This window comes from Thauera aromatica K172 (genome assembly GCF_003030465.1).
Lineage (GTDB): Bacteria > Pseudomonadota > Gammaproteobacteria > Burkholderiales > Rhodocyclaceae > Thauera > Thauera aromatica.
The window spans coordinates 1,552,559-1,579,213 of the sequence record NZ_CP028339.1; the positions used below are offsets into that span (position 1 = coordinate 1,552,559).

At 69.3% G+C, this 26,655-nt stretch carries 22 protein-coding genes; 14 read left to right on the forward strand and 8 right to left on the reverse strand.

The annotated features are described in order from the left end of the window. The first annotated feature begins 45 nt into the window (after nucleotides 1-45). Nucleotides 46-2,514 carry a DNA internalization-related competence protein ComEC/Rec2 gene (locus Tharo_RS07340; RefSeq protein WP_107220628.1) on the forward strand — a complete coding sequence of 823 codons (2,469 nt, stop codon included), beginning with the start codon at nucleotides 46-48 and terminating at the stop codon, nucleotides 2,512-2,514. Nucleotides 2,515-2,639: 125 nt separating this feature from the next. Then, a complete protein-coding gene (locus tag Tharo_RS07345; protein WP_107220629.1) occupies nucleotides 2,640-3,560 on the forward strand; it encodes an alpha/beta fold hydrolase in 921 nt (306 codons plus the stop codon). 16 nt (nucleotides 3,561-3,576) lie between these two features. Here the strand turns inward: Tharo_RS07345 and rsgA are convergent, their stop codons facing one another. Together rsgA and Tharo_RS07355 are read right to left on the reverse strand one after the other, a co-directional pair. Continuing rightward, nucleotides 3,577-4,521 (reverse strand): ribosome small subunit-dependent GTPase A, encoded by a 945-nt coding sequence (gene rsgA, locus Tharo_RS07350; protein WP_107220630.1) that lies wholly within the window; start codon nucleotides 4,519-4,521, stop codon nucleotides 3,577-3,579. Then, nucleotides 4,518-5,789 (reverse strand): M48 family metallopeptidase, encoded by a 1,272-nt coding sequence (locus Tharo_RS07355; RefSeq protein WP_107220631.1) that lies wholly within the window; start codon nucleotides 5,787-5,789, stop codon nucleotides 4,518-4,520. The genes rsgA and Tharo_RS07355 overlap by 4 nt, the downstream gene beginning before the upstream one ends. A 167-nt stretch (nucleotides 5,790-5,956) precedes the next feature. Here Tharo_RS07355 and orn point away from each other — a divergent pair, with 167 nt between their 5' ends. Continuing rightward, entirely contained in the window at nucleotides 5,957-6,505 is a 549-nt protein-coding gene (gene orn / locus Tharo_RS07360; protein ID WP_107220632.1) for an oligoribonuclease, read from the forward strand. Between the two features lie 133 nt (nucleotides 6,506-6,638). Here the strand turns inward: orn and Tharo_RS07365 are convergent, their stop codons facing one another. Together Tharo_RS07365 and rpmE are read right to left on the reverse strand one after the other, a co-directional pair. Then, nucleotides 6,639-8,297, reverse strand: a complete 1,659-nt coding sequence (locus Tharo_RS07365) for an ArnT family glycosyltransferase (protein ID WP_107220633.1) — start codon at nucleotides 8,295-8,297, stop codon at nucleotides 6,639-6,641. A 205-nt stretch (nucleotides 8,298-8,502) separates the two neighbouring features. Further along, the gene (rpmE, locus tag Tharo_RS07370) at nucleotides 8,503-8,721 is read right to left on the reverse strand and encodes a 50S ribosomal protein L31 (protein ID WP_107220634.1); all 219 of its coding nucleotides are present in this window, start codon (nucleotides 8,719-8,721) and stop codon (nucleotides 8,503-8,505) included. A 175-nt stretch (nucleotides 8,722-8,896) separates the two neighbouring features. Between rpmE and Tharo_RS07375 the strand changes: the two genes are divergently transcribed. The 5 genes from Tharo_RS07375 (at nucleotide 8,897) to Tharo_RS07395 (ending at nucleotide 12,334) form a co-directional block, all read left to right on the forward strand. After that, entirely contained in the window at nucleotides 8,897-9,898 is a 1,002-nt protein-coding gene (locus Tharo_RS07375) for a tRNA dihydrouridine synthase (RefSeq protein WP_211309667.1), read from the forward strand. A gap of 94 nt (nucleotides 9,899-9,992) precedes the next feature. Continuing rightward, nucleotides 9,993-10,667 carry a tRNA (guanine(46)-N(7))-methyltransferase TrmB gene (gene trmB / locus Tharo_RS07380; RefSeq protein WP_107220635.1) on the forward strand — a complete coding sequence of 225 codons (675 nt, stop codon included), beginning with the start codon at nucleotides 9,993-9,995 and terminating at the stop codon, nucleotides 10,665-10,667. Between the two features lie 100 nt (nucleotides 10,668-10,767). Next, nucleotides 10,768-11,526 (forward strand): UPF0149 family protein, encoded by a 759-nt coding sequence (locus Tharo_RS07385; protein WP_107220636.1) that lies wholly within the window; start codon nucleotides 10,768-10,770, stop codon nucleotides 11,524-11,526. Then, a complete protein-coding gene (locus tag Tharo_RS07390; RefSeq protein ID WP_107220637.1) occupies nucleotides 11,519-11,848 on the forward strand; it encodes a YkgJ family cysteine cluster protein in 330 nt (109 codons plus the stop codon). Before Tharo_RS07385 ends, Tharo_RS07390 begins: the two co-directional genes overlap by 8 nt. Before the next feature lie 126 nt (nucleotides 11,849-11,974). Continuing rightward, entirely contained in the window at nucleotides 11,975-12,334 is a 360-nt protein-coding gene (locus Tharo_RS07395) for a YkgJ family cysteine cluster protein (protein WP_107220638.1), read from the forward strand. Nucleotides 12,335-12,413: 79 nt separating this feature from the next. Here the strand turns inward: Tharo_RS07395 and Tharo_RS07400 are convergent, their stop codons facing one another. Continuing rightward, nucleotides 12,414-13,349, reverse strand: a complete 936-nt coding sequence (locus Tharo_RS07400) for an ATP adenylyltransferase family protein (protein ID WP_107220639.1) — start codon at nucleotides 13,347-13,349, stop codon at nucleotides 12,414-12,416. 82 nt (nucleotides 13,350-13,431) lie between these two features. Here Tharo_RS07400 and Tharo_RS07405 point away from each other — a divergent pair, with 82 nt between their 5' ends. Next, the gene (locus Tharo_RS07405) at nucleotides 13,432-13,662 is read left to right on the forward strand and encodes an RNA-binding S4 domain-containing protein (RefSeq protein ID WP_107220640.1); all 231 of its coding nucleotides are present in this window, start codon (nucleotides 13,432-13,434) and stop codon (nucleotides 13,660-13,662) included. A 102-nt stretch (nucleotides 13,663-13,764) separates the two neighbouring features. Here the strand turns inward: Tharo_RS07405 and Tharo_RS07410 are convergent, their stop codons facing one another. Continuing rightward, nucleotides 13,765-15,504, reverse strand: a complete 1,740-nt coding sequence (locus Tharo_RS07410) for an NAD-binding protein (protein WP_107220641.1) — start codon at nucleotides 15,502-15,504, stop codon at nucleotides 13,765-13,767. 19 nt (nucleotides 15,505-15,523) lie between these two features. After that, complete coding sequence (locus Tharo_RS07415; RefSeq protein ID WP_107220642.1) at nucleotides 15,524-15,907, reverse strand: DUF6394 family protein; 384 nt, start codon at nucleotides 15,905-15,907, stop codon at nucleotides 15,524-15,526. Between the two features lie 229 nt (nucleotides 15,908-16,136). Between Tharo_RS07415 and Tharo_RS07420 the strand changes: the two genes are divergently transcribed. Beyond that, nucleotides 16,137-16,811 (forward strand): DUF502 domain-containing protein, encoded by a 675-nt coding sequence (locus Tharo_RS07420; RefSeq protein WP_107220643.1) that lies wholly within the window; start codon nucleotides 16,137-16,139, stop codon nucleotides 16,809-16,811. Nucleotides 16,812-16,844: 33 nt separating this feature from the next. Here the strand turns inward: Tharo_RS07420 and acnA are convergent, their stop codons facing one another. After that, on the reverse strand, nucleotides 16,845-19,544 hold the full coding sequence (gene acnA, locus Tharo_RS07425; protein ID WP_107220644.1) for an aconitate hydratase AcnA: 2,700 nt from the start codon (nucleotides 19,542-19,544) through the stop codon (nucleotides 16,845-16,847). A 292-nt stretch (nucleotides 19,545-19,836) separates the two neighbouring features. Here acnA and Tharo_RS07430 point away from each other — a divergent pair, with 292 nt between their 5' ends. From Tharo_RS07430 to Tharo_RS07445, 4 genes are all read left to right on the forward strand, one after another. Next, the gene (locus Tharo_RS07430) at nucleotides 19,837-22,434 is read left to right on the forward strand and encodes a bifunctional aconitate hydratase 2/2-methylisocitrate dehydratase (protein WP_107220645.1); all 2,598 of its coding nucleotides are present in this window, start codon (nucleotides 19,837-19,839) and stop codon (nucleotides 22,432-22,434) included. 466 nt (nucleotides 22,435-22,900) lie between these two features. After that, nucleotides 22,901-24,664 carry a sensor domain-containing protein gene (locus tag Tharo_RS07435; protein ID WP_159051671.1) on the forward strand — a complete coding sequence of 588 codons (1,764 nt, stop codon included), beginning with the start codon at nucleotides 22,901-22,903 and terminating at the stop codon, nucleotides 24,662-24,664. A 241-nt stretch (nucleotides 24,665-24,905) separates the two neighbouring features. Then, nucleotides 24,906-25,286, forward strand: a complete 381-nt coding sequence (locus Tharo_RS07440; protein ID WP_159051672.1) for a DUF4124 domain-containing protein — start codon at nucleotides 24,906-24,908, stop codon at nucleotides 25,284-25,286. Between the two features lie 88 nt (nucleotides 25,287-25,374). Beyond that, complete coding sequence (locus Tharo_RS07445) at nucleotides 25,375-26,460, forward strand: IS5 family transposase (RefSeq protein ID WP_107220648.1); 1,086 nt, start codon at nucleotides 25,375-25,377, stop codon at nucleotides 26,458-26,460. Nucleotides 26,461-26,655 lie beyond the last annotated feature (195 nt).

The window sequence follows — 26,655 nt, forward strand, 5'->3', positions numbered from 1 at the left end:
CTCCGGAGTGGCGCAGGGCTGATTCTTTTGGCATTGTTGTATGCCATGAGAATTGTTGCGGCATTCTTCCTGCTCGGTGTCGGCGTGCTGCAGATGCAGCCCTCCTTGGGCGGGCGCGAGTTCTACCTGATGGTCCTGGCGGGAGGCCTCGGCCTTGCGGCCGCGGGTGCCTTGCTCGCCCGCCGCGCCTCGCCGGCCGCCTGTCGCCCCTGGCTGCGCGCGGCCCTGCTCGCCGTCCTGGCCTTCGTCGCCGGCTTCGGCTGGGCCGGGCTGCGGGCAGAGGCGCGGTTGGGCGACGCGCTGGCGGGGGCGCGGGAGGGGGTGGATGTGGTCGTGCGCGGGCGCATCGCATCCTTGCCCCAGGCCGTGGGCGAGGGCTGGCGCTTCGTGTTCGAGGTCGAGGCGGATGGAGTTGGGGCAGACGGATTCGGGGCGGATGAGGGAAAGGGGGGCGGGGGAAAGGCAGGTGAGGAAAGGGCGGGGATCGCCGGGGTGGGGGAAACCGGAGTGCCGCAGCACCTGCTGCTGTCCTGGTATCCCGCTCGCCGCGCTCCAGCGGTGCTGCCGGCACTGACCCCCGGGGAGCGCTGGCAGTTCGTGGTCCGGCTCAAGCGCCCGCACGGTTTCGTCAACCCGTCCGGGTTCGATTACGAGGCCTGGCTGTTCGAGCGCGGCGTTCGCGCCACCGGGTACGTGCGCGCCGATGCCCGCCTGCTCGAGCGCGAGCCGGCGGGTTTCATGCAGCGGGTCCACCGTCTGCGCGCGCAACTGCGCGAGCAGATACTGGGCGCGCTCGCCGATGCGCCCCATGCGGCGATTCTGGTCGCGCTCGGTGTCGGCGATCAGCAGGGCATCCGGGCACAGGACTGGGCGGCTTTCCGCCGTACCGGGATCGGCCACCTGGTGTCGATTTCAGGCCTGCACGTGGCCCTCGTCGGCCTGCTCTGCGGCGGCGGGCTGGGCGCGGGGTGGCGGCGCGTCCCGGCCCTGGCGCTGCGCCTGCCGGCGCAGAAGGCGAGGGCGGTGGCGGCGCTGGCGGGGGCAAGCGCCTACGCCCTGCTCGCCGGAATGGGCATTCCGGTGCTGCGCGCCTGGCTGATGCTCGCCGTGGTAGTGCTGGCGATGCTGTCGGGACGCGCCGTCGCGCCCTCGCGGGTGCTGGCGATTGCGCTCTTCATCGTGCTCGTGGTCGACCCCTGGGCCGTGCTGTCGGCCGGGTTCTGGCTGTCGTTCGGGGCGGTGGCGGTGATCCTCGCGTGCACCGGCGGGCGGCTGCGGGCGATGTCCGGCTGGCGTGCGGCGCTGCGCATCCAGCTGGCGCTCGGCGTGGCGCTGAGTCCGCTGTTGCTGGCCCTGTTCCAGTCCTTCCCGCTGGTCTCGCCCCTGGCCAATCTGTTTGCCGTTCCGCTGGTGAGCTTCGTCATCACGCCGCTGGTGCTGGCCGCGCTGGTGCTGCCGACGCCGGTGCTGCTGGTGCCGGCCCACGCTGTCACGGCGGTGATGATGGCCGGAGTCGAGCGCCTGGCGGCGCTCGAGCACGCACTGTGGGAGCAGGCGCCGCCTCCGCCATGGCTGCTGGGCGCAGGCCTGGTGGCGGTGGGGCTGGTGCTGTCGCCGCGCGCCACGCCCGGCCGCCTGGCCGCACCGGCCCTGCTGCTGGCCTTGCTGAGCTGGCAGCCGCCGCGCCCGGCGGCGGGTGCCTTCCGTGCCGTGGTCCTCGATGCGGGGCAGGGGCTGGCCGTTCATGTGCAGACCCGCAGCCGCGACCTGTTGTTCGATGCCGGTCCCGCCTATGGGGGCGATGCCGATGCCGGCAGCCGGGTGGTCCTGCCCTACCTGCGTGCGGCCGGCGTGCGCCGGCTCGATGTCCTGCTGCTCTCGCATGAGGACATCGACCACGTCGGCGGCGCGGCGAGCGTGCTGCAAGGGATTGCGGTGGGGGAGGTGATCGCCGGGCAGCCCGCTGGCGCGACCCCCTGGGGGCAGACGCTGCGGCCGGACACGGCGATGCGCGGCTGTGCCGCGGGGCAGACCTGGTCCTGGGACGGGGTGCGCTTCGAAATCCTCCATCCCGCGTCCGCGGGCGACGGAGGCGGGCGCCTGGCGCACGACAACAACCGTTCCTGCGTGCTGCGGGTGCGGACGGCGGGAGGCGCACTGCTGCTGACGGGCGACATCGAGGCGGTCGCCGAGCGCGCCATCCTCGTCCGCCATGGCGCGGAAGCGCTCGCCGCCGAGGTGGTGGTGAGCGCTCACCACGGCAGCCGCTCGTCCTCGTCTGCCGCCTTCGTCGAGGCGAGCCGGGCGACGGAGGTGATCCATGCCGCCGGCTACCGCAACGCCTTCGGCCATCCTCATGCCCTGGTCCGGGCGCGCTGGGCCGAAGCCGGGGCGCGCAACTGGCGCACTGACCTCCAGGGGGCGATCGAAGTCCGCTTCGCCGGGACAGCGGACGAAGAGGTTGGGGTCGGTGCCTGGCGCAGCCTGCGGCCGCGCTACTGGCACGGCCGCTGAAGGCACCGGCGCGATATATGCCCGGAAGGGGGCGCCGCCACGGGATGCGCGTGGAAATCGGCGAAAGATTCGGGCTAGACTCGACGCCTGTTCCACCCTCGGCGCCAGGCGCCGGCCCGCCCACCATGAGCTTTCTCTCCGCCCTGCGTCGCCTGCTGGCATCGCCCCCCGAGTCTCCGCGTCCGCGCCATGGCCTGCGCGAACGCTTCGTGCAGTGCATCGGGCCGCACGGGCTGCACCGCATGGCGTACACGGAATGGGGCGATCCGCACAATCCGCGGGTACTGATCTGCGCCCACGGCCTGACCCGCAACGGGCGTGATTTCGATGATCTGGCCCGGGCCCTGGCGCGCGACTACCGCGTGGTCTGCCCCGACGTGGTCGGGCGCGGGCGCAGCGACTGGCTCGGAGTGAAGGCCGACTACGGCTTTCCGGTTTATGTGGCGGACATGGTGACGCTGATCGCACGCCTGGACGTGGAGAGTGTGCACTGGGTGGGGACGTCGATGGGCGGGATCATCGGCATGCTCCTTGCCAGCCAGCCGCACACGCCGATCCGCCGCCTCGTGCTCAACGACGTCGGGCCGGTGATCACCGCCGTTTCCCTGCGCCGGATCGCCCAGTATGTCGGCACCGCACCGCGTTTTCCCAGCATCGAGGCGGCCGAGGCCTACCTGCGCGAAGCCTGCGCTCCGTTCGGCCCGCTCACCGATGCGCAGTGGCGCCACTTGACCACACACGCGGTCCGCCCGGTCGCGGGCGGCGACGGCTTTGCGATGGTCTACGACCCGGCGCTGGGCGAAGCTTTCCGCGCCGCGCCGATCCTTGCCGACATCGACCTGTGGCCGGTGTACGAGCGCGTGCGCTGTCCGACCCTGGCCTTGCGCGGAGCCGACTCCGATCTGCTCGAGCCGGCGACGTTCGCGGCGATGGCCGCGCGCGGACCGTGCGCGCAGACGGTCGAATTCGCCGGGGTGGGGCATGCGCCGATGCTGATGGACGAGGCGCAGATCGGTGTCGTGCGCGATTTCCTGCTCGCCGGTTGAGATCACATCCCCACGCTCACCAGCCCGGGTTGAGCCGGCGTGCCTGGTCGATTTCGCTGCGGATGGTGCGGAAATGTTCCCAGCGCCGTGGATGGATGGCGCCGCTCGCGACTGCGGCGAGCAGCGCGCAGCCGGGCTCGGCCTCGTGCCGGCAGTCGCGGAAGCGGCAATGCCCGAGATGGGGACGCAGTTCGACGAAGGCTTCGGCGAGCTCGTCGTGCGCCAGGTGGGCGAGGCCGAACACCTGCAGCCCGGGACTGTCGATCAGCCAGCCCGGCAGGGCCGCGTCGTCGGCGGACGGCAGCGGGTAGAGGCGGGCGAAGGTGGTGGTGTGCTTGCCCGAGTCGAGGGCGGCGGAAATCTCCCGGGTGGCGGCCTGGGCTTCGGGAACGAGGGCGTTGGTGAGGGTCGATTTGCCCATCCCGGACTGTCCGACCAGGATCGCGTGCAGGCCGGACAGGCGCGCGCGCAGGCGCGCCGCGCCGTCGAGGGCGGAGACTTCGAGCACTTCATAGCCGAGTGCACGAAAGGGGGCGAGCTGAGCGCGCGCGGCCGCCAGGCGGTCGGCGAGGTCGGCCTTGTTGAGCACGATCAGGGGGGTGATTTCCTGGCTTTCGGCGGCGGCGATGCAGCGCGACACGAGGAGGTCGGAAAACCCCGGCTCGGTGGCGACCACGATCACGATATGGCTGAGATTGGCTGCGATCAGCTTCTCGCGGAAGGCATCCGAGCGCCACAGCAGGTTGCGCCGCGGCTTGAGCGCGGCGATGGCGCCCTGGCCGTCGCCACCGGGAAGGACTTCCACGACATCGCCGCAGGCGAAGCTGCTTTTCTTGCCGCGCGGATAGCACTGCAGGCGGCCAGCCGGAGTGTCGACTTCGTAGTGGCGGCCGAAGGCGGCAGCGATGATGCCGTCGAGCCGTGTTTCGGCGCGGGCGGCCGGGCGGGTGCGGGCTCTCACTCGGGGCGGGTCCTCGGTAGTCGGGCGTGCGGAGGCAGCAGGCGGCCGATCCGCAAGGCGGCCGGCGGATGTGAATCGAAAAAGCGTGAATACAGCGGGTCGGGGGTGAGGGTCGCGGCGTTGTCGCGGTAGAGCTTGACCAGCGCGGAGGCGAGCGCGGTGGCGCTGCTCTGGCGCGCGGCGTAGGCATCGGCCTGAAATTCGTGGGTCCGCGACCAGTGGCTGAGCAGCGGGGCGAGGGGAAAAGTGAACGCCGGCAGAATCAGGAAGAACAGCGCCAGCGCGCTGGCGCCGTCCTGCGCCTGCATGCCCAGTGCGGTGAAGAACCCGGGCTGCGCCGCGAGCCAGCCGAGGACGGCGAGCACGGCGAGGCTGGCCGGGGCGAGGACGGCGAGGCGCTGGAACAGGTGGCGGTGGTGGAAATGGCCGAGCTCGTGGGCGAGCACGGCCTCGACTTCGTCGGCGTCGAGCTTGTCGAGCAGGGTGTCGAAGAACACGATCCGCTTCGCTGCGCCGAGGCCGGTGAAATAGGCGTTGCCGTGGGCCGAGCGGCGCGAGCCGTCCATCACGAACAGGCCGCTGGAGCGAAAGCCGCAGCGCGCGAGCAGGGCTTCGACGCGCGCCTTCAGGGCAGCATCGGCGAGCGGGGTGAACGTGTTGAACAGCGGCGCGATGAACGTCGGCCAGACCAGCATCACCAGCACGTTCACCCCCAGCCACAGGGCCCACGCCCACAGCCACCAGCGCTCGCCGGCGAGCCCGATCGACCACAGCAGCACGGCGAGCAGGGGCAGGCCGATCGCCGCGGCGAGCGCCGCTTCGCGCACGGTGTCGGCGATGAACAGGCGCGGTGTGATGCGGTTGAAGTCGAACTTCTTCTCCACCCCGAACGTGCGGGCCAGGACGAAGGGCAGCTCGAGCACCCAGCCGAGCACGCCGAGCGTCGCCAGCAGGGCGGTGCCGTGGGCCACGCTGCCGGCCGGCAGGACTGCGGCCCAGGCCGCATGCACGGCCTGCAGCCCGCCGCCGAAGGTGAGGGCGAGGGCGAAGAGCGCACCGGCGACCGCTTCGCCCGCGGCCAGCGGTGCCCGTGCCGCGGTGTAGTCGGCCGCACGCTGGTGCGAGGCGAGCGGGATGGCGGCGGCGAAGGCGGCCGGCACGGCATCGCGGTGCGCGCGCACGTGGCGGATCTGGCGGCGGATCAGGGCTAGGCGGGTGGCGAGGCCGAGCAGCAGCGCGCAGAGGAAGAGGACGGCAAAGGCGTTCATCGGGCGGTCGCTGGGGGCGGAGTGGTCCGGGGGTGTTCGGCTGAGGCGGGGTCGGCTGAGGCGGGGGGCGCGCACGGCGCGGGCGTGCCGGCAGCAGGATCTATGACACAATCGCGCCCTTCGATGTTTCCCGACCACAAGGCAGCGAGAGAAAAGGCGGATCGATTATGGCACAGGACCCGAAAACCCTGATATGGCTCGACATGGAGATGACCGGTCTCGAGCCCGAGCACGACCGCATCATCGAGATCGCCGTCGTGCTCACCGACGAGAACCTCAACACGATCGCCGAGGCGCCGGTGATCGCCGTGCATCAGCCCGACACGGTGCTCGATGCGATGGACGAGTGGAACCGCAATACCCATGGCAAATCCGGCCTGATCGCGCGGGTGAAGGCGTCCACCGTGTCTGAGGCCGAGGCCGAGGCCCGGGTGCTCGACTTCCTGAAGGAACGGGTGCCGGCGCGCACGTCGCCGATCTGCGGCAACTCGGTGTGCCAGGACCGGCGCTTTCTCGCGCGCTGGATGCCGGCGCTCGAAGCCTGGTTCCATTACCGCAACCTCGACGTATCCACCCTCAAGGAACTCGCCCGGCGCTGGCGGCCGGCCGTGTACGAAGGGGTGAAGAAAGCTGGCAGTCATACCGCGCTCGCCGACATCCACGAATCGATCGCCGAGTTGCGCCATTACCGGGATCATTTCCTGAAGCTGGACTGACGCGGGCGGGAGCGCCGGCAGCCGCACGCGGCACTGCGCGAGCGGCTGCCGGCGCCGGGCGCGCGGTCACAGGGCGCGCCGTGCCACCCCGGCAGCCGCTTCCGCTCCGCGGGCACGGGCGGGCGAGCGGATGTCAGGAAGGGGTGCGGCGCAACAGGCGGAAGCTTTCCTGGCGCTTGCCGGCACCGCGGCGGAACTCCCACACCGGCTTCCATTCCGGCGCCAGCGCGCGCAGCTCGCTGCGGCCTTCGGTGTGGACAAGCAGCAGCGTGCATGGCGTGGCGCCACCTTCGACGCGCTGGGTGCGCAGTCCGGCGAAGTAGTCGAGCGAACTGCGCAGGGCGTCCGACAACCCGGTGGTGGCGATGCAGGCGCCGGGGTCCTCGCTGCGTTCTCCGGCCACGGCGATGGCGAGCGAGCCGGCTACCGTGCGGTAGCTGCGGCCATGGTCGAACCAGGGCATCAGCAAGACCACGGCCAGGCACCACAGCATGGTGAGGCCGATCGCCCAGTTCGCCGGAGCGCGTGACAGCGAGCGCGGCAGTCGCCACACGAGGACGATCCACAGCAGGCTGATCGCGCTTCCTGCGAGGAGCTGGAACGATCCCCCGGGGAGCACGAAGTCGGGGGCGTTGCGTGCCACGTGGCGGGCCAGTCCGGGGGGCCAGCCCAGCGCCTGGGCGGTCCACGCCAGCCACACCAGCACGCCGAACAGGGCGAGGCTCATCAGCGCGAACCAGTCGAAGGCGTTGGCGGCGCCGCGGCGCAGGGTCGGCACTCCGCCGGCGGCGAGCAGCGCGGCGGCCGGAACCATGAGCAGCGCGCCGGACTGGGAAAGGTCGCCGCTCAGCACCCGCCAGCCCAGCACCAGCACTGCGCTTTGCAGGGGCAGCAGGGCCGGCAGGGCGGTGAGCCGGCGGCGCTCGCGCCACAGCGCCCACAGTGCGATTGGCCACAGCGGCCACAGGAACCAGCCGAGCAGTTCGAGCAGGCGCGGGATGTCGCCGAGGGCCAGCTGCGGTCCGGCGAGGCGCGACCACTCCGCGCCCAGCCAGCGCAGGAACAGGCCCGGTTGGTGAAGATGGAGCACCAGCGGCCAGATCGCGGCCAGCGTCAGCGCCAGGCACAAGCCCAGCAGCAGGGCGCCGCTCGCGCGCGGAGAGCGGCACTCGGTGCCCAGCAGCAGGGCCAGCGGCAGCAGCGGGGCGGTGATCAGCAGCCCGCCGAGCCCGCCGGCAAGAAAGGCGAGGGCGCTGCCGAGGCCGGCCTTGAGCGCGCCCACGAGTGGGCGTTGCGGCACTTCGGCAAGGCCCCGGAGGGTGAGCGCGAGCATTGCGAACACGGCCAGCAGGGGTTGGGTCTCATGCGCATGGAGCACCAGGCCGAGGGCGCCGAGGGCGAGCAGGGCGGCCGGGGTGCGCGCCGGGCGGCCGTGCAGCGCCTCGGCGGTGCGGGCGACGAAATAGATCGCCAGGGCGACGAAGAACGCGCTCGCCAGGCGCGCGCCGCCATGCACCGGGAGTACGGCGCTGCCGAGCCAGGCGAAGCTTGCCGCAGTCCAGAAATACAGCGGCGGATAGTCGGTGAGCGGTTCTCCGGCGAGTTGCGGGAACAGCCAGGATTCGCCGCGCAACAGTTCCAGTACCGGGCCGAAGTAGCGCGCGTCGTCGCCGCGCCAGGGGTCGTGCACGGTCAGGCCGACGAGCAGGTAGAGGCCGACCAGTGCGGCGAGGCCGACGGTGCCGTAGATGCGACGCTGGAACAAGGTGGGGGAGATGGGGTCGCGGATCATGCGCGCATTGTGCGGCGGAGCACGTGGACAGGCAAAGAATGACGGGAGCGTTTATGCGGGGCCGGCTGCTCGGGGACGATAAGGGGAAGGTGAGGGGACGGCAGGGGAGCGATTGCACGGGGCGACAAAAAAGGCAGCCGCAGCTGCCTTTCGGATCGGCGCCGCGAGGCGGACGCCGGAGCGTGCGGGGGCGAGCCCCGGTGCGTCAGCTCGCGCGCTGGACGTTGCCGTACTTCTGGCGGAAGCGCTCGACGCGGCCGGCGGTGTCGACGATCTTCTGCTTGCCGGTATAGAAGGGGTGGCAGGCCGAGCACACTTCGACGTGGTACTGGTCGCGGCCGAGGGTGGAGCGGGTGGTGAAGGTGTTGCCGCAGGAGCAGGTCACATTCACGTCGTTGTACTTCGGATGGATGTCCGCTTTCATGATGGTTTCCTGGAATCTCGCGGGCGGCGGATGTGACCGCCCTGTTTGGTAAAGGGCGGAATTATCCGGCAAGCTGCCCCCGCTGGCAAGCAAAAGAGCTGCAAGCGCGGCGTGCGCGCGCATTACAATCGCGCCTTTGCCAACCGGGGCCGCGAATGCGGCGGGGAGAATCAGGGTGCGTCTGCTGCTCGCGCCGATGGAAGGCCTGCTCGATGAGGTGCTGCGCGCGATGGTGACGCGGCTCGCCCGCTACGACTACGCCGTGACCGAGTTCGCCCGGGTGTCGGGCACCTTGCTGCCGGATCGCTTCTTTCGCCGGATCGCGCCCGAGCTCGATCACGCCAGCCGGACCGCGGCGGGCACGCCGGTCCGGGTGCAGATCCTCGGCTCCGACCCGGCGTGCATGGGAGACAACGCCGCGCGCCTGGCTCGGCTGGCGCCGGCGGGCGTGGATCTGAACTTCGGCTGCCCGGCGCCGACGGTCAATCGCCATCGTGGCGGCGCGGTGCTGCTCGACGAGCCGGAGCTCTTGCACCGGATCGCGGCCGCGGTGGCCGCAGCCTTGCCGGCCGGAGTGCCGCTGACGGCGAAGATGCGGCTCGGCGTCGCCGATCCCGGGCGGGCGTGCGAGTGCGCCCAGGCGCTGGCCGAGGGCGGAGCGACGGCGCTGGTGGTGCATGCGCGCACCCGACAGCAAGGCTACCGGCCGCCGGCCCACTGGGAGTGGGTGGCGCGGGTGGCGCAGGCGGTGCGGGTGCCGGTGGTGGCCAACGGCGAAGTGTGGACCGCCGCCGACTGGGTGCGCTGCCGCGCGGTGTCCGGAGTGGCCGACGTGATGCTCGGCCGCGGCGCGGTCGCCGACCCTTTTCTCGCCCGGCGCATCCGGGGCGGGCGTCTCGATCCCCCGGATGCCGCCGAGCGGGCGCGGGAGTGGCAGGCCCTGCTCCCGGTGCTCGGCGACTTCAGCGTGCGCGTGCAGCGCAAGGTCGAGGCCCGCCATGCGCCGGGGCGGATCAAGCAGTGGCTGCATCTGCTGGCGCGCTCGTATCCGCAGGCCCGGCAGCTGTTCGCTGCGATCCGCGGGCTGCGCACGCTGGCCGAAGTCGAGGCCGCGCTTGGCCGCCATGGGGTGCCGCTTCCCGGGGCCCATTCTCCGGCGCCGGCCTGCACGGCTTGAGCGCGCCAGGATGCGGCGCCGGCGCACCGCGTGCCGCCCTGCGCCGGGCGGCGGCAGGTTTCGATCCGGTGCCTCTCCTCAACCAGGAAACACGATGAGCTACGCCAATTCCCGCATCCCGCAGAGCGCCCAGCAAGGCGTGCACGAGGCGCTGCGCGCCCGGGTGCAGAAGCATCTTGCCGAGCCCTTTCGCAAGCCCTTCGCCGATTACAACCGCGCCGCGCTGCAGATCGCGCTCGCCGGCTGGGACGGGCGGGCGCCGCTGATCCTCGATGCCGGCTGTGGCGTCGGTCACAGCACGATCCAGCTCGCGCGCCAGTTTCCCGAGCACTGGGTGATCGGCGTCGACCAGTCGCAGGACCGGCTCGAACGGCGCAAGCCTTACCCCGAGGCCTTGCTGCCGCAGAACATGGTGTTCGTACGCGCCGATCTGGTCGATTTCTGGCGCCTGCTCGAGGCCGCCGGCGTGCGCCTGGCGCGGCACTACCTGCTGTACCCCAACCCCTGGCCGAAGATCGGCCATCTGGGCCGGCGCTGGCATGCACACCCGGTGTTCCCGTGGATTCCCCGCCTCGGTGGGGTACTGGAATGCCGCAGCAACTGGCAGGTCTATATCGAAGAGTTCGCGCTAGCGCTGGGCGAAGTGCTGCAGCGGGAGGTTCCCTGGGAGCGCTTCGAGGCGTCGCTGCCGTTGACGCCGTTCGAGCGCAAGTACCGGGATTCGGGCCAGAGCCTGTTCCGCCTCGGGATCGCGCTGCCTGCAGCCTGAGACGCAGGCGCGGAGGCGGCCCGAAGGCGGTCGGACCGAGGTTCGACTTGCTTGCCAGGGCGGCTTGAGTCACCCTTGGCGCCGAATCAAGGAGATGCTCATGAGCGACACGCCCCCCCCTGTTCCTGCCGCTGCGCAGGCCATCCCGACCCTGATGAGCGACGAGGATTTCGAGGCCCTCGAGGAGATTCTCACCTCGGAGGTCGTCCCCGAAGACTGCATGGACCTGGAAATGCTCGACGGCTATCTGGCGGCGGTGCTCATCGCGCCGCGCCCGATCCCGCCCGAGCGCTGGATGCCCGGGGTGTGGTCGGCCCACGGCGAGGAGGCCGATTTCGGTTCGGGGAGCGGGCTGCAGCGCGCGATCCGGCTGGTCAAGGCCTATCACAACGAGCTGCTCGCCACGCTCGGCCTCGACGACGAGGACGAGGCGTGCTGGGAGCCGTTCTGCTTCGCCATCACCGAAGGCGACTCGCTGAAGCTGGGCGAGGCCTGGGTGGACGGTTTCACCCAGGGGCTGGATCTGTGGCCGGACGACTGGGCTGCCGGACTCGACGAGGAAGTGGTCGAAGCGGTACGCGAAACGCTCGACGAGGTGCTGGAACCGTGGGCGGCGGAGGATGCCGCGGGTGCCGACGACGAAACCCGCCTCGGCTGGCTGGTCGCGCTCGGTGAAGCGGTCAACGACATTCATGCCCACTGGCGCGATCTGGACTTCGCGCCGCCGGCGCCGCTGTCGGTGGAGGCGCCGCGCCGGCCGGCGCCGGCCGGGCCGGGGCGCAACGACCCCTGCCCCTGCGGCAGCGGCAAGAAGTTCAAGAAGTGCTGCGGGGCCGACAGCAGCAGCGCGGATGCGTGAGGACCATTGCACCCGCTGCGGTGCCTGTTGCGCTGCGTTCAGGGTGGATTTCCACCACTCCGAGCTGGCCAGCCGGGCGCCGGGCGGGGTGCCGGATGCGCTCGTCGTGCCGGTGACGGCGACCCTGGTGCGGATGCGCGGCACCGATGCCGCCATGCCGCGCTGCATCGCGCTCGAAGGCGAGGTCGGGGTGTCGGTGCGCTGCGCCCTGTACGCTACCCGGCCTTCGCCCTGCCGCGACTTCGCGCCCTATGCGGCCCTCGGAATCGGCGACGAGGCCTGCGCCCGGGCGCGCCGGCGGCACGGCCTGGAAGCTCTGTGAAGGCCTGATCCATTTAGCTAAATTTATTTTCAAGGCATTGAAAATAAAAGGGTTTGCAGGCTTGCGCAGGCTGCGGGATTGGATAGAATCCGCGCGCCGAACCACTCTGCCCGCGCCCCGCCCACCATGGAAGGCTTCAATCCCTGTCTCGATTGCGGCATCTGCTGCACGCACTTTCGCATTTCCTTCTACTGGGCCGAAGCCGATGACACGTCAGGCGGTTTCGTGCCGGCGGACATGACCGAAAAGCTCAACCACACGCTGCGTTGCATGAAGGGCAGCAACCAGGTGCCGCGGCGCTGTTCGGGGCTGGCCGGGACGGTGGGGGAGAAGGTGGCGTGCACGATCTACGCCAACCGGCCGACGCCGTGCCGCGAGTTCCCGGTCTACTTCGACGACGGCACGCCCAACCCGAAGTGCGACGAGCTGCGCGCGACCATCGGCCTGCCACCGCTGCCGCACGCGCCGCTGCCCCGCGCGGCCTGAGCCGGCGTTGCCCGAGCCGGCGTTGCCCGAACCGGCGTTGCCTGAGCGGGCGCAGCGCGCCCGCTTTTGAGCCTGTTTCTCAGTCTGTGTGCCGGCGGGGGCGGCCGACGGCGGCGAGCACGGCGAGCGGTCCGGCCGTGCGCAAGGTCTCGATCTGCTCGATGTCGCGCACGAACAGCGAACCGGCATAGCCGAGCGAATTCACTGAAATGCTTCCCCATTTTTCCTGGGTGCGCGGCACCACGAGCAGCCACTGCGGATTGACGAGCAGGTTGTAGGCCGGCATCGGGTCCGCTTGCGCCGGCATCGACAGCGCTTCGCAGGCGGTGGCGAAAGCGGCCTGCAGGATCTCGCCGCCGTTGTTCCCGGCCAAGCCGGGAAGGGCGACGAAAGCGTGGCTCCAGGGCAGGGCCGGATTGGAGGTCGCCGTGCCGTGACGTGCTGCGCCCTGCGGGGCGAAGGCCGCCAGGTCGGTGGCGCCGGGGGGAATCCATTGCAGGTGCTTGTGGGCCTGGCTGGCGCCGGCGATGCGCCCGCCGTTGTAGAAGCCCAGTCCGCCTGCGGTGGCGATCAGGGCGGCCAGGGCGCGGAAGTCGGCGTCGCTCAGTGGCGTGCTCTGGTCTTCGAAGTGGCGGGTGACGATCAGCAGATGGCGTTCGATGACCGGGAACTTGTTCAGCACGACCAGGTGGTCGGGGCCGAGCGCGGCGACGGTGAGCGCCGCTTCGGGGGGGAGAAAAGGGTTGAAATCGGGCGTGCGGCGGGTCACGGTGTCGACCCGGGCACGGTCCTTGAGGGCCAGGGAGGAAACCCAGCGCACCGAGAAGTGCGGCAGGCCGTCGCACTCGATCGGCGCCTGCTCGGTGCGGATCGGCTGCAGCGCGCCGCTTTCGAGGGCGCGGGCGATCGTGCGATCGGCGCGCTCGAGAAAGTCGGCGGGGAGATCGCAGGCCTGCTCCGGGGCGGGAACGGGAGGCGCCAGTGGGGCGCCGGCAGTTGGGGCGTCGCTGGTCATGCGAAGGGCTGGCAAGGGACAATGGGCGCATTTTGACATGAGCGCCGTGCCCGTGTGGCGCAAGGGCGCAGGAGAAATCCCGATGAGCATCCGTTTTGCCGTGCGTGGCGAGCACATTCAGCTCGATCAGTTGTTGAAGGCCGCGGGCCTGGTGGATTCGGGCGGTGCCGCCCATGTGGCGGTGGCAGAAGGCCGGGTCCGGGTCGACGGCAAGCTCGAGACGCGCAAGCGCGCCAAGTTGCGTGTCGGCCAGCGCGTGCGCTTTGGCGGCGAGGAGGTCGAGCTGGTCGAAGCGGGGCGCGCAGAGGCGTAGCGCGCGGAGGGTGGTGAAACTCGGGCGGCGAGAAACTCGGGGGCGGAGCTCGAGGCGTGGACGCCGGGGAAGGTGGAGGAGGGCGCCCGGTCCGGGGCCGTTTCAGGGCAGCTTCGGCGGCGCTGCCGGACGAGCGCGGTGCGACAGCTTTTCCCAGATCCAGCCGCCGGGCAGGTCCTGGCCGGTCAGGATGTAGTTGAGCGTGTGTTCGTTGGCGATGACGAGGCTGAAGTCGTTCAGCGCGCGGTGGGTGCCGGCGAGCAGGAGCTCGTCGCCGGCGCGGATCGGGGTGCTGCCTTCCGGCGTCAGCAGGTGGTGGTCGTCGTCGCGATCGAGAAAGAGGATTTCACATTCGAGCGCGGCGCTGCGCTCCGACGGCGAGCGCAGCAGCATTTCGAGCGTGATCCTCTCGCCCTGCATCAGGCGGCGGTACAGCGCCGGTGCGCGTTTCAGGTTGATGCGTTCGCTGCGGATCTCGGGCACCGTCCACCCCAGGCGCGCGGTCAGGTGCCCGAGCCGGGCGTCGCACCAGTCTTCATCGCGCGTGCGTACCTCCTGCAGGAAGGGAACGAGCAGCGGGGTGCTCAGGATCGCCAGGCATTCGTGGGTGATGATGCGGCTCGGGACCACGGTGATGTCGGCGTCGAAGGCTTCGAACAAGGCGTGGTTGGCTTCGTGGTTCTGGCGCAGGATGACGAACAGCTCGGGGTTCAACGCGCGTGCGGTGACCGCGATCGACAGGTTGTCGACGTCCGAACTGGTGGCGCAGACGATGCCGGTGGCCTGGTCGATGCCGGCCTGGCGCAGCGATTCGGCGCCGGTGCTGTCGCCCTGCACCCAGCGATGCGCGCCGTCGGGCCGGGCGTCGAGATCGATGATCGTCACCGGCACTGCTTCGGCGTCCATCGCGTCCACCATCCAGCGTCCGAAGCGCCCGTGGCCGCAGACGATCCAGTGTCCGCGCGGCGGATCGCGCCGGCGCTCGACCCGGGTGCCGGGCAGTCCGGTGAGCCAGCCCAGCAGCTGGGAGGCTTTCGGGGCATGGAGCGCGAGCGCCAGGGTTTCGCTGAAGCGCTCGAAGGGGTCGATGATGTGGCGGGTGCCGAAGGAGGCCATGTTGGCCGATGTTTCGCGGTGTTCGGCGCGGCACAGCGCGGGCAGGCGTGGGGCGAGCAGGCGCGCGGCGATGGCGATCGCGAGGTTGGCCTGGTCGTTGTCGGTGAGGGCGATCACGCCGATGCAGTGGGGGTGGGTGAGGCCGGCGAATTCGAGCGTTTCGGGGTTGCCAGCATCGGCGCTCAGCGCGGGCACGTCGAGCGTGTAGCTGTGGAGGTCGATTTCGCCGACCTTGTCGTCGTCGAGCTCGATCACCACCGCGCGCACGCCCATGCGGTCGAGCGCCTGGCAGATCAGGCGGCCGGTCTCGCCGTAGCCGCACACCAGGTAGAAGGGCTCGCGCAGCCGGCGCACCGCGCGCACGAAGCCCTGGGTCGCGATCGCCTGGCGCAGGCTGCGGTCGGACAGCAGGCGGAAGACCGACCCCAGGGTGTAGGCCCAGCCGATCACCGACAGATAGATGCAGACCGTCACCCACAGCCGCTGCTGGTCGGAAAAGGTGTGGGGAATTTCGCCGAAGCCGATCGTGGTCGCGGTGTAGCTGATGAAGTAGAAGGCGTGGAAGAAGCTCAGGGTATGGGGTTTGCCCGCCTCGTCCACGCCCGGCGCCAGGGTCAGCCCCAGCACGGAGACGGCGATGATGCCGATGAGCAAGATCAGCGGCGCGCGCAGCCGCCGCAGGATCAGGAAGAAGATGCTGTGGTGACGGGGGAGGGGGCGCTGCATGGCCGTCGGCGCGCCGCTCTCAGCGCCGCTGCATGATGGTCTCGGCGATCAGGATGATGACCGAGACCATGTTGGCGAACAGCGCGCCGCCCGACAGCGAGACCACGCGGGAGGTCATCTCGGGGGTGAGACCGGCGGCCGAAACGTGGGCGGCGTAGCCCCAGACCATCGCCGCCGCGAGCAACTGCAGGTCGGCGGCGAGGCTGGTCGATAGATGCACGGCACTGATCTGGGTGCGGTCGCCCAGTTTGAGCACGGTGGCGATCAGGCTGACGACGAGGGCGGCGAACAGTTCGTAGATGTCGTGGTGCGCGGGGTTGTCGATGTCGCCGACGAAGAAGCCGAAGTTCAGCGTCGCGGCGAGGACGATGAAGAAACCGAAGATGACTTTTTCGAGGTTCATGGATGTGCGCCGGGCGGGGGAACGGGATTGGCAGGGGGAATGGGGTCGGGAAGGGGCTCGCGGGCCGACTTTAGCGCGAAAGCATGGGCTTCGGCGAGGGCCCGGGATGCAGGACGATCGCACGCGCTGCGGCAGGCGGTGGTCGCGATCGGGGGCCCGGCCGGTGTGCCGCGGGGTGCTTGCGGTATGCTGCGGGCCTGTTGCCTTCGGGATTCATCGGGGATTCGCCATGGACGCGCACGCGCATGAACGCATCCGCCACACCCCGCGCTATCTGCTGATCGGCCTGCTGACGGCGGCGCCGCTGTGGGTGACCTGGCTGGTGTTCGATTTCATCTTCACCCAGCTGTCGAAGCTCGGCACGCCCTGGGTGAGCACCCTCTCACGCGCGCTGCGGGGCAATTACCCGGGCATCGCCGACTTCATCCTCCTGCCCCAGTTCCAGTCGGTGCTCGGGGTGATCTTCACCCTGGTCGTGTTCTACCTGCTGGGCTGGCTCGCCTCGCTGGTGATCGGCCAGCGCATCATCCACTGGCTCGAGCGCCTGGTCGAGAGCATCCCGGTGGTGGCGGCGATCTACGGCGGGACCAAGCGCTTTCTCGCCGCAGTCAAGGAAAAACCGGCGGGCGTGCAGCGGGTGGTGCTGATCAACTTCCCGTCTTCCGAGATGAAGGCGGTGGGCTTCGTCACCCGGGTGATCCGCGACGAAGCGAGCGGGGAGGAGCTGGCTGCGGTCTACGTGCCGACTTCGCCCAACCCCACTTCGGGCTACATCGAGATCGTGCCGGTGTCGCAGGTGGTGTCGACCGACTGGACGATGGACGAGGCGATGAGCTTCGTCATGACCGGCGGCGCGGCCTCGCCCGAGCGGATCCGCTTCCGCAACCCCGCCGCGCCGCGCTGAGCCCGGCCGGCGGGGCGCTGTGCGCAGCGCCCTTCAGGCGGCGAGGATGGCGCGCAGCACGTAGTGCAGGATGCCGCCGTGGCGGTAGTACTCGACCTCGATCGGGGTGTCGATCCGGCACCGCAGCGGCACGTCGCGCGTGCCCCCAGCGGCGTCGCGGATCGTCAGCGTCAGCGCCTGCTGCGGCTTCAGGCCGGCGCCGATGCCGGTGATGTCGAAGGTTTCCGTGCCGCTCAGACCCAGGTCCGGCCAGCTGTCGCCGGCCTCGAACTGCAACGGCAGCACACCCATGCCGACGAGGTTGGAGCGGTGGATGCGCTCGAAGCTCTGCGCGATCACCGCCTTCACCCCGAGCAGCGCCGTGCCCTTCGCCGCCCAGTCGCGCGATGAGCCGGTGCCGTACTCCTCGCCGGCGAACACCACCGTCGGCGTGCCGCGCGTGCGGTGCGTCATCGCCGCTTCGTACACCGTGGTCTGTTCGCCGTCGACCAGGGTGTAGCCGCCTTCGACGCGGCTGCCGTCGGGGTTGGGCGGCAGCATCAGGTTGCGGATGCGCACGTTGGCGAAGGTGCCGCGCACCATCACCTCGTGGTGGCCGCGGCGCGAGCCGTAGGAGTTGAACTCGGCGGGTGCGACACCGCGCTCGAGCAGCCAGTGGCCGGCCGGGCTGGTCTCGCGGAAGGCGCCGGCGGGCGAGATGTGGTCGGTGGTGACCGAGTCGCCGAGCAGCAAGAGGGCGCGTGCGCCACGGATGTCGCCGATGGCGCCGGGCTGGGGCGCGAAATCGTCGAAGAAGGGCGGGCGGGCGATGTAGGTCGACTCGGGCCAGTTGTAGACCTGGCCGACGGGGGCGGCGATCGCGTTCCACAGGTCGTGGTCGCGGGTGAAGTCGGCGTACAGGCGCTGGTAGCTCGCCGGGTCGAGCGCGACCGGCAGCAAGGCTGCGACCTCGTCGGCGCTCGGCCAGAGCTCGCGCAGGAACACCGCTTCGCCGTCGCTGCCGGTGCCCAGCGGCTCGCTCGTGAGGTCGATGTCCACCGTGCCGGCGAGGGCGAAGGCGACCACCAGCGGGGGTGAAGCGAGATAGTTGGCGCGGATGTTGGGGTGGATGCGCGCTTCGAAGTTGCGATTGCCCGACAGCACGGCGGCGACGACGAGATCGTGCTCGATGATCGTCTCGTTGAACTCTGCGGCGAGGTCGCCGGAGTTGCCGATGCAGGTCGTGCACCCGTAGCCGGCCAGCGCGAAGCCGAGCTTCGCCAGCGGCTCGAGCAGGCCGGCGCGGGCCAGGTAGTCGGTGACCACGCGCGAGCCGGGGGCGAGTGAAGTCTTGATGTGCGGCTGCACCGTCAGGCCGCGCGCCACCGCCTTCTGCGCGAGCAGGCCGGCGGCGATCAGCACCGCCGGGTTGCTGGTGTTGGTGCACGAGGTGATGGCGGCGATCAGAACGTCGCCATGGCCGAGCTCGATGTCGTCGCGCCCGCTGGCGAAGCGGTCGACGAGCTGGCCTTCCTCGCGACCGAAGCCGTTGTCGGCGACCGGGGTGGAGAACAGGCGCTCGAACTCGTGGCGCATTGCCGGCAGCGCGATGCGGTCCTGCGGCCGCTTCGGCCCGGCAAGCGAAGGCTCGATCGAGGCGAGGTCGAGCGTCAGCGTGCGGCTGTAGGCGATGTCGCCCGCGCGCGGCATGCCGAACAGCTGCTGGGCGCGGAAATAGGCTTCGAACAGCGCGCATTCGTCCGCGCTGCGCCCGGTCGCGCGCAGGTAGTCGATCGTCCTCGCGTCGACCGGGAAGAAGCCCATCGTTGCGCCGTATTCGGGGGCCATGTTGGCGAGCGTGGCGCGGTCGGGCACCGGCAGGCTGGCCGCGCCGTCGCCGAAGAACTCGACGAACGTGCCGACCACCTTCTCGCGCCGCAGCAGCTCGGTCACGGTGAGCACCAGGTCGGTGGCGGTGGCGCCGGCGGGCAGGGCGCCGTGCAGCTCGACACCGACCACATCCGGGGTCAGGAAGTAGACCGGCTGGCCGAGCATCGCCGCCTCGGCCTCGATCCCGCCCACGCCCCAGCCGACGACGCCGACGCCGTTGATCATCGTGGTGTGGGAGTCGGTGCCGACCAGGGTGTCGGGGAAATACACCTCGCCCTCGCGGCGCACGCCGCGGAACAGGTATTCGAGGTTCACCTGATGGACGATGCCAATGCCCGGCGGCACCACGCGGAAGGTGTCGAAGGCCTGCATGCCCCACTTCATGAACTGGTAGCGCTCGCGGTTGCGTGCGAACTCGAGCTCCATGTTGCGGCGCAAGGCATCGGGGCTGCCGTAGTGGTCGACCTGCACCGAGTGGTCCACCACCAGATCCACCGGCACCCGCGGCTCGATCCGCTTCGGCTCGCGCCCCTGTTGGAGGGCGACGTCGCGCATCGCGGCGAGGTCGGCGAGCAACGGCACGCCGGTGAAGTCCTGCAGCACGACGCGGGCGACGACGAAGGGAATCTCCGCCGTGCGCGGTGCGTTCGGGCGCCAGTTGGCGAGCTCGCGGACGTGGGCAGCGCCGACCCTGCCGCCGTCGCAGTGGCGCAGCAGCGCTTCGAGGATGATGCGGATCGACACCGGCAGGCGCGACACCGGACCGATGCCGGCCGCCTCCAGTGCCGGCAGGGAATGGAAGCGGCCGCGCGTGCCGGCGGGCGTGGTGAAGGTCTGCAGGGAGGGAAAGGGCGATGCGGACATGATGCTCCTCCTTGTCCGGCGCCTGACGGCGGCGGACGGATGAGATGGCGGTAGTGTGCCCCCCGGATGCAGATGCGACTGGCGGCCCCGACCGATGTTCCCGTTATCGTTACGCGCGGGCTGTACGCGGGCGGCGCCGGGAGTAGAATGCCGCCGGTTCGAAAGGCGGATTCGATGTCCGGGTGGTGCACTGCACCTCGAGTCTTATAAAAGACATATAATCCGCCCCGTCCGCGCGGGCGATCCCCGCCCGGAGTCCTGATCACCGCCACGAAAAAGTGAGGAAGTCGCCGTGCTTGAAGCTTACCGCGCCCATGTCGCCGAACGTGCCGCCCTCGGCATCCCGCCGCTGCCGCTGTCCAAGCAGCAGGCCACCGAGCTGGTCGAACTGCTGAAGAATCCCCCCGCCGGCGAGGAGGCCTTCCTCGTCGAGCTGCTCACCTACCGCGTCCCCGCCGGCGTGGACGATGCCGCCAAGGTCAAGGCCGAGTTCCTCGCCAGGCTCGCCAAGGGCGAGGAGTCCTGTGCGCTGGTGTCGCGCGCGAAGGCCACCGAACTGCTCGGCACCATGCTCGGCGGTTTCAACATCAAGCCGCTGATCGACCTGCTCGCCGACGGTGAAGTCGGCGCTATCGCCGCCGAGGGCCTGAAGAAGACCCTGCTGATGTTCGACTACTTCCACGACGTCAAGGAACTGGCCGGACAGGGCAACGCCAACGCCAAGGCGGTGATGCAGTCGTGGGCCGACGCCGAGTGGTTCACCAGCCGTCCGGAAGTGCCCGCCGCGCAGAAGCTGACCGTGTTCAAGGTCACCGGCGAAACCAACACCGACGACCTGTCGCCGGCGCCGGACGCCTGGTCGCGCCCCGACATCCCGCTGCACGCGCTGGCGATGCTGAAGAACCCGCGCCCCGGGATCACCCCGGAAGAAGCCGGCGTGCGCGGTCCGGTCAAGTTCCTCGAAGAGCTGCGCGCCAAGGGCAACCTGGTCGCCTACGTCGGTGACGTGGTCGGCACCGGCTCCTCGCGCAAGTCCGCCACCAACTCGGTGCTGTGGTTCACCGGCGAAGACATTCCCTTCGTCCCGAACAAGCGCTTCGGCGGCGTGTGCCTGGGCTCCAAGATCGCGCCGATCTTCTTCAACACCATGGAAGACGCCGGCGCGCTGCCGATCGAGATCGACGCCGGCCAGATGGACATGGGCGACGAGATCGAGCTCAAGGTCGACGCTGCCTCGGGCAAGGTCACCGCGACCAAGAACGGTGCGGTGATCGCCGAAAGCCAGCTCAAGACCCTCGTGATCCTCGACGAAGTGCGCGCTGGCGGCCGTATTCCGCTGATCATCGGCCGCGGCCTCACCGCCAAGGCGCGCGAGGCGTTGGGCCTGCCGCCCTCCACCCTGTTCCGCCTGCCGCAGAACCCGGCCGATACCGGCAAGGGCTTCAGCCTGGCGCAGAAGATGGTCGGTCGCGCCTGCGGCCTGCCCGAAGGCCAGGGCATTCGCCCGGGCACCTACTGCGAACCGAAGATGACCACCGTCGGCAGCCAGGACACCACCGGCCCGATGACCCGCGACGAACTCAAGGACCTGGCTTGCCTCGGCTTCTCCGCCGACCTGGTGATGCAGTCCTTCTGCCACACCGCGGCCTACCCGAAGCTGGTCGACGTCAAGATGCACCGCGAGCTGCCGTCCTTCATCAGCACCCGCGGCGGCGTCGCCCTGCGTCCGGGGGACGGCGTGATCCACTCCTGGCTGAACCGCCTGCTGCTGCCCGACACCGTCGGCACCGGCGGCGACAGCCACACCCGCTTCCCGATCGGCATCTCGTTCCCGGCCGGCTCCGGCCTCGTCGCCTTCGCCGCCGCCACCGGGGTGATGCCGCTCGACATGCCGGAATCGGTGCTGGTGCGCTTCAAGGGCAAGCTGCAGCCGGGCGTGACGCTCCGTGACCTGGTCAACGCCATCCCCTACTACGCGATCAAGCAGGGCCTGCTGACCGTCGAGAAGAAGGGCAAGAAGAACATCTTCTCCGGCCGCGTGCTCGAGATCGAAGGCCTGCCCGACCTGAAGGTGGAACAGGCGTTCGAACTGTCCGACGCCGCTGCCGAGCGTTCGGCCGCCGCCTGCTCGGTGCACCTGGATAAGGAGCCGATCATCGAGTACATGCGCTCGAACATCACCCTGATGAAGTGGATGATCGCCAACGGCTACCAGGATGCGCGCACCCTGGGCCGCCGCATCAAGGCCATGGAAGCGTGGATCGCCAAGCCCGAGCTGCTCAAGGCCGACGCCGACGCCGAGTACGCCGCCGTGATCGAGATCGACCTCGCCGACGTCACCGAGCCGCTGGTCGCCTGCCCGAACGACCCGGACGACGTCAAGCTGCTGTCCGAAGTCGCCGGCGACAAGATCGACGAAGTGTTCATCGGTTCGTGCATGACCAACATCGGCCACTTCCGCGCCGCGGGCAAGGTGCTGGACGGCAAGTCCGACATCCCGACCCGCCTGTGGATCGCACCGCCGACCAAGATGGACGCGATGATCCTCAACGAGGAAGGCTACTACGGCGTGCTCGGCAAGTCCGGCGCCCGCATGGAGATGCCCGGCTGCTCGCTGTGCATGGGCAACCAGGCGCAGATCCGCAAGGGCAGCACCGCGATGTCGACTTCGACGCGCAACTTCCCCAACCGCCTGGGCATCGACACCCGCGTTTATCTGGGTTCGGCCGAACTCGCCGCGGTGTGCGCGCTGATGGGCAAGATCCCGTCGGTCGCGGAGTACATGGAAGGCGTCAAGGCCGTCAATGCCAAGGCCGCCGACGTGTATCGCTATATGAACTTCGACCAGATCGCCGAGTTTGCAGAAGTGGCGAACACCGTCGAGGTCTGATGCAAGGCATGGCAGGCGGGAGCTTCCCGCCTGCCGGAACGAAAAACCCCCGCTGGGTGACTGGCGGGGGTTTTTCCGTTCCGGCAGGCTCGTTTCAGGCTGACCAGGGCAAGGCCGGCCGTTGCGGAAAGATGCCGCGCCTGTGAGGTATCCGTGGCCCCGGGGCGAATGCGTCGCCCCGGGCGCCGTTTTCCGGAAGGGGGCGAAAATCTGTCGGTGGTCGCGCAGGGGGCTGCGGATCGTCGTGACTTGGATCACGTTGCATCGGATTATGATCGACCTTGCGCCGGGCGCCCGGTTAAGATTCCGCTCGTCGCTCGTGTGCGGCAAGCCGATCGATACCGTGACGCCACCTCGATTACGGTGCGCCGGCGCGGGAAACGGGCGCGATTTTTCGAGCGCAAGGTTCTTGAACGGCTGGGTTGCCGGGAATCTCTTCTATCGGCCGATTCCCGCGGGGAGCCAGATGGAATTTCTTTGGGTGCTTACTCTCCTGCTGCTGCTGGCGCTGATCGGCATGATCGTTCGCGCCGTGCGCAGCGAGCGTAAGCTGCGCGAGCAGAACCAGCGTCTCGAAGAGGTGATCTGGGGAACCAATGCCGGGACCTGGGAATGGAATATCGAGACCGGGGAAACGGTGTTCAACGCGCGCTGGGCGGAAATTCTCGGCTACACGCTGGACGAGATTTCCCCCAAGACCGCGGCCACGGTACGCGCCCTTTCCCATCCGGACGACATGAAGCGCTTCGATCGGATGGTGGTGCACTGTTTCCGGCATGAAAGCGAGACCTACGAGTGCGAGCTCCGCTCCCGGCACAAGAACGGGCACTGGGTGTGGGTGCTCGACTGGGGCAGGGTGGTCGAATGGACTCCCGATGGGAGGGCGCGGCGGATGTCGGGAACGCGCCAGGACATCACCGTGCGCAAGGAGGCGGAGGCGCTGCTCGCGGGCGAAAAGGAACGCCTGCACACGATCTTCGAATTGATGCCGATCGGCATCGTCCTGATCGACCGTGGCGGGCGCGTGGTCGAGTGCAACTCGGCCGCGGTGAACATGCTCGGCATCGCCCGTGCCCAATCCTTGTACCGCTCGATTACCGGCCAGGGCTGGAGTGCATTCCGGCCGGACGGCGAGGCGATGGCGCCGCGCCACTACGCGGGCCTGCGCGCGCTCGCCGAACAGCGCCCGCTCCACCATCGCAGCATGGAGGTGCGCGGTCCCCGGGGCAGTCTCTGGCTGCGGGTCAGCGCCACCCCGCTGGATCATCCGCGCTACGGCGTGGTCATCACCCATTCCGACGTCACCGCGCAGCGCGATGCCGATGCCCGCCAGCGGCTTGCCACGAGCGTGCTCAGCCAGACCAGCGAAGGCATCGTCGTCACCGGTGCGGATGGCCGGGTGGTCGAAGTCAATGACGCCTTCACCGCCGTCACCGGTTATCGACGCGACGAGGTGCAGGGCAAGACCCTGGAGATCTTCGAGTCCGAGCTGCACTCGCGGGACTATTTCATCGGCATACGGCGGGCGATCCGCACGCACGGGCACTGGCGCGGGGAATTGTGGAGCCGGCGCAAGAACGGCGAGGAGTACGCGGCGATGCTCAACGTCAGTGCGGTGCGAGGATTGCGCGGGCGGACGCAGAACTACGTTGCCCTGTTGAGTGACATCACGCCGCTGAAGCGCCAGCAAAAGCAGCTCGAACATATCGCCTATCACGATCCGCTCACCGACCTGCCCAACCGGGCGTTGTTCACCGACCGCCTGCAACAGGCGCTCGCCCAGTCCAGCCGTAGCGGGCGCCAGCTGGTGGTGGCGTATATCGACCTCGATGGGTTCAAGGCGGTCAATGACACCCACGGCCACAACGTCGGCGACCGCCTGCTGGTGGTGATCGCCCGCCGGATGCGGAAGGTGCTGCGCGAAGGCGATACCCTGGCCCGGCTCGGAGGCGACGAGTTCGCCGCGCTGCTCGTCGACCTCGATACCGCGGCCGACTGTGAGTCGGTGCTCGGCCGGCTGCTCCTGGCCGCGGCCGAACCGGTCGTCGTCGATGAGCTCAGCCTGACCGTTTCCGCCAGCATCGGCGTCGCCCCCTTCACGGGGGGAAAGCCCGATCCCGGAGTCGACGCCGAGCATCTCATGCGCGATGCCGACCAGGCGATGTACCTGGCGAAACGGATGGGCAAGAACGCGTACCGCTTCTTCGATGCGCAGGCATGCGGTGGTTGAGCCGGAGGCGGTTTCCCGCGCGCGCTGCATCGATGTTTCCGGGGTTGCGGCCTTTCCTGGCGCTTGAAGGGCGGCTGCGGGCTTGCCTGGCTTCACCTCCCCCGCCTGCTATTGTTTGAAAGCGAAGTTTTAAAACAAGAGCTTGAGGGTGCGGGATGAAAGCCATGTACCTCGATCGTCCCGGTCGTCGAAGCCCGGATCGCCGCTTCTCGTACCAGCACCAGCCGTGCCGGGAATGGCCATGAAGGGCCGTGCGATGCTGCGGGGGAGCGGAAGGCAGGTCTTTGGCCGATGGCTCGCGGCCTGGCTGGCGGGAGGGGGGCTGTTGCCCGATCCGGCGGTGGCCGACATCTATGCCTTCACCGATGAAAAAGGGATGGTGCATGTCACCAATGTCCCGCAGGACCGGCGCTACCGCCTGATCCTGCGGGTGCCCGAGGCCGCCGCCGAGCGGCGTGCGGGACGCCGCGCGCGCGAGCCGGTCCGGCGCTTCCAGCAGCAGGTGGCGCAGGCCGGGCAGGCCAGCCGGGTGGCGCCGGTGTCGAGGCGGTGCTGGTCGAGCGTCTGCTCCAGCGCGACGATCTGTGTCTGCGTGACCTTCGTCCCGGATTTGCCCACCTAGCAGGGTGTTGATTTAATGCACTTTCCAGCATCTGCGCGGGCTCTACGGCTGATATAATTACGTCTGCATTTCTACAGCAATTATTCCCATGCGCGGCATCGACCACAAACAGAACGCCCTGTTCAGCTACGTCAATATCGAAGATCGAATTGCCCCCGATCATCCGTTGCGCCGGATCAAGACGCTGGCCGATATGGTTTTGCGCACGATGTCGCCGCATTTCGATGCGCTCTATGCCGAGGGCGGGCGCCCCTCGATTGCGCCGGAACGCTTGCTGCGCGCGTCGTTGTTGCAATGCCTGTTTTCGATTCGCTCGGAGCGCGCACTGGTCGAGCATATCGACTTCAACATGATGTTCCGTTGGTTCGTCGGCCTGACGCTGGACGAGGCGGTATGGGATCACTCGACGTTCAGCGCCAATCGCGAACGGCTGCTCAAAGAGAGCGTGATGCGCGAATTCTTCGGCGGCGTGGTGGCGATTGCCGAGTGGGCAGATCTGGTCTCGGACGAGCATTTCAGTGTCGACGGTTCGCTGCTGCGGGCGTGGGCCTCGCACAAGAGCCTGATGGCGCGCGACGGCTCGGACGAACCACCGGGGCCGGACCAGGGGCGCAACCCCGAGGTGGACTTCCGAGGGCAGAAACGCTCGAACAAGACGCACGTCTCGCGCACCGACCCGCAGGCCTTGCTGGCCAGCAAAGGCGGCGCAGGTGCCTACCTGAGCTTCACGACTCATGCGCTGGCGGAGAACCGCAATGGGCTGATCGTCGATGTGCATACCACGCAGGCCACGGGCACCGCCGAGCGCGAGGCCGCGCTGGTGATGGTCAAGCGCACCGTGAAGCCGGCCGATGCGACGCGCGAACCGACGCTGGCCGCCGACCGGGGGTACGACACCGCCGAGTTCATCGCTGCGCTTGAGCCGCTGGGCGTGCTGGCGCACGTTGCCGCCAAAACCAAGGGTAGTGCCGTCCCCGTGGCGCTCAAGGCCACGGAGGGCTATGCGGTCAGCCTGCGTCGTCGAAAGATGATCGAAGAGGCGTTCGGCTGGGCGAAGGACATCGGCACGCTGCGCCGTCTGATGGCGCGCGGGCTGGAAACGGTTCGCGCGCATGCGCTGCTCAATTTCGCCGCCTACAACCTGACGAGGCTGGGTAATTTGCTGGCGCCGTAATCCGATGGCGCAAGCGCGCCATTCGTATTGCGGCATTGGATTGTTGAATACGTTGGCTTTGCAGCGACGGGAGCGCTGCTGAATTGCGGTTGCACAATCGGCGGGAAAAGCGGCTGGAATCGTCATCAGGGCGGCTTGGAACGGATCTTTTCCGCATCGATTTTTTCCGGGGCGACTGGAAACCGAAGGTGACGG

Excerpts from the sequence above, each read along its gene's own strand:
- Tharo_RS07420 (WP_107220643.1), top strand. The coding sequence starts at position 16,137 with ATGGACGCGCACGCGCATGAACGCATCCGCCACACCCCGCGCTATCTG.
- Tharo_RS07445 (WP_107220648.1), top strand. The coding sequence starts at position 25,375 with ATGCGCGGCATCGACCACAAACAGAACGCCCTGTTCAGCTACGTCAAT.
- trmB (WP_107220635.1), top strand. The coding sequence starts at position 9,993 with ATGAGCTACGCCAATTCCCGCATCCCGCAGAGCGCCCAGCAAGGCGTG.
- Tharo_RS07340 (WP_107220628.1), top strand. The coding sequence starts at position 46 with ATGAGAATTGTTGCGGCATTCTTCCTGCTCGGTGTCGGCGTGCTGCAG.
- orn (WP_107220632.1), top strand. The coding sequence starts at position 5,957 with ATGGCACAGGACCCGAAAACCCTGATATGGCTCGACATGGAGATGACC.
- Tharo_RS07440 (WP_159051672.1), top strand. The coding sequence starts at position 24,906 with ATGAAGGGCCGTGCGATGCTGCGGGGGAGCGGAAGGCAGGTCTTTGGC.
- Tharo_RS07410 (WP_107220641.1), bottom strand. The coding sequence starts at position 15,504 with ATGCAGCGCCCCCTCCCCCGTCACCACAGCATCTTCTTCCTGATCCTG.
- Tharo_RS07395 (WP_107220638.1), top strand. The coding sequence starts at position 11,975 with ATGGAAGGCTTCAATCCCTGTCTCGATTGCGGCATCTGCTGCACGCAC.
- Tharo_RS07400 (WP_107220639.1), bottom strand. The coding sequence starts at position 13,349 with ATGACCAGCGACGCCCCAACTGCCGGCGCCCCACTGGCGCCTCCCGTT.
- Tharo_RS07365 (WP_107220633.1), bottom strand. The coding sequence starts at position 8,297 with ATGATCCGCGACCCCATCTCCCCCACCTTGTTCCAGCGTCGCATCTAC.
- Tharo_RS07415 (WP_107220642.1), bottom strand. The coding sequence starts at position 15,907 with ATGAACCTCGAAAAAGTCATCTTCGGTTTCTTCATCGTCCTCGCCGCG.
- Tharo_RS07390 (WP_107220637.1), top strand. The coding sequence starts at position 11,519 with ATGCGTGAGGACCATTGCACCCGCTGCGGTGCCTGTTGCGCTGCGTTC.
- Tharo_RS07355 (WP_107220631.1), bottom strand. The coding sequence starts at position 5,789 with ATGAACGCCTTTGCCGTCCTCTTCCTCTGCGCGCTGCTGCTCGGCCTC.
- Tharo_RS07345 (WP_107220629.1), top strand. The coding sequence starts at position 2,640 with ATGAGCTTTCTCTCCGCCCTGCGTCGCCTGCTGGCATCGCCCCCCGAG.
- acnA (WP_107220644.1), bottom strand. The coding sequence starts at position 19,544 with ATGTCCGCATCGCCCTTTCCCTCCCTGCAGACCTTCACCACGCCCGCC.
- Tharo_RS07435 (WP_159051671.1), top strand. The coding sequence starts at position 22,901 with ATGGAATTTCTTTGGGTGCTTACTCTCCTGCTGCTGCTGGCGCTGATC.
- rpmE (WP_107220634.1), bottom strand. The coding sequence starts at position 8,721 with ATGAAAGCGGACATCCATCCGAAGTACAACGACGTGAATGTGACCTGC.
- Tharo_RS07405 (WP_107220640.1), top strand. The coding sequence starts at position 13,432 with ATGAGCATCCGTTTTGCCGTGCGTGGCGAGCACATTCAGCTCGATCAG.
- Tharo_RS07385 (WP_107220636.1), top strand. The coding sequence starts at position 10,768 with ATGAGCGACACGCCCCCCCCTGTTCCTGCCGCTGCGCAGGCCATCCCG.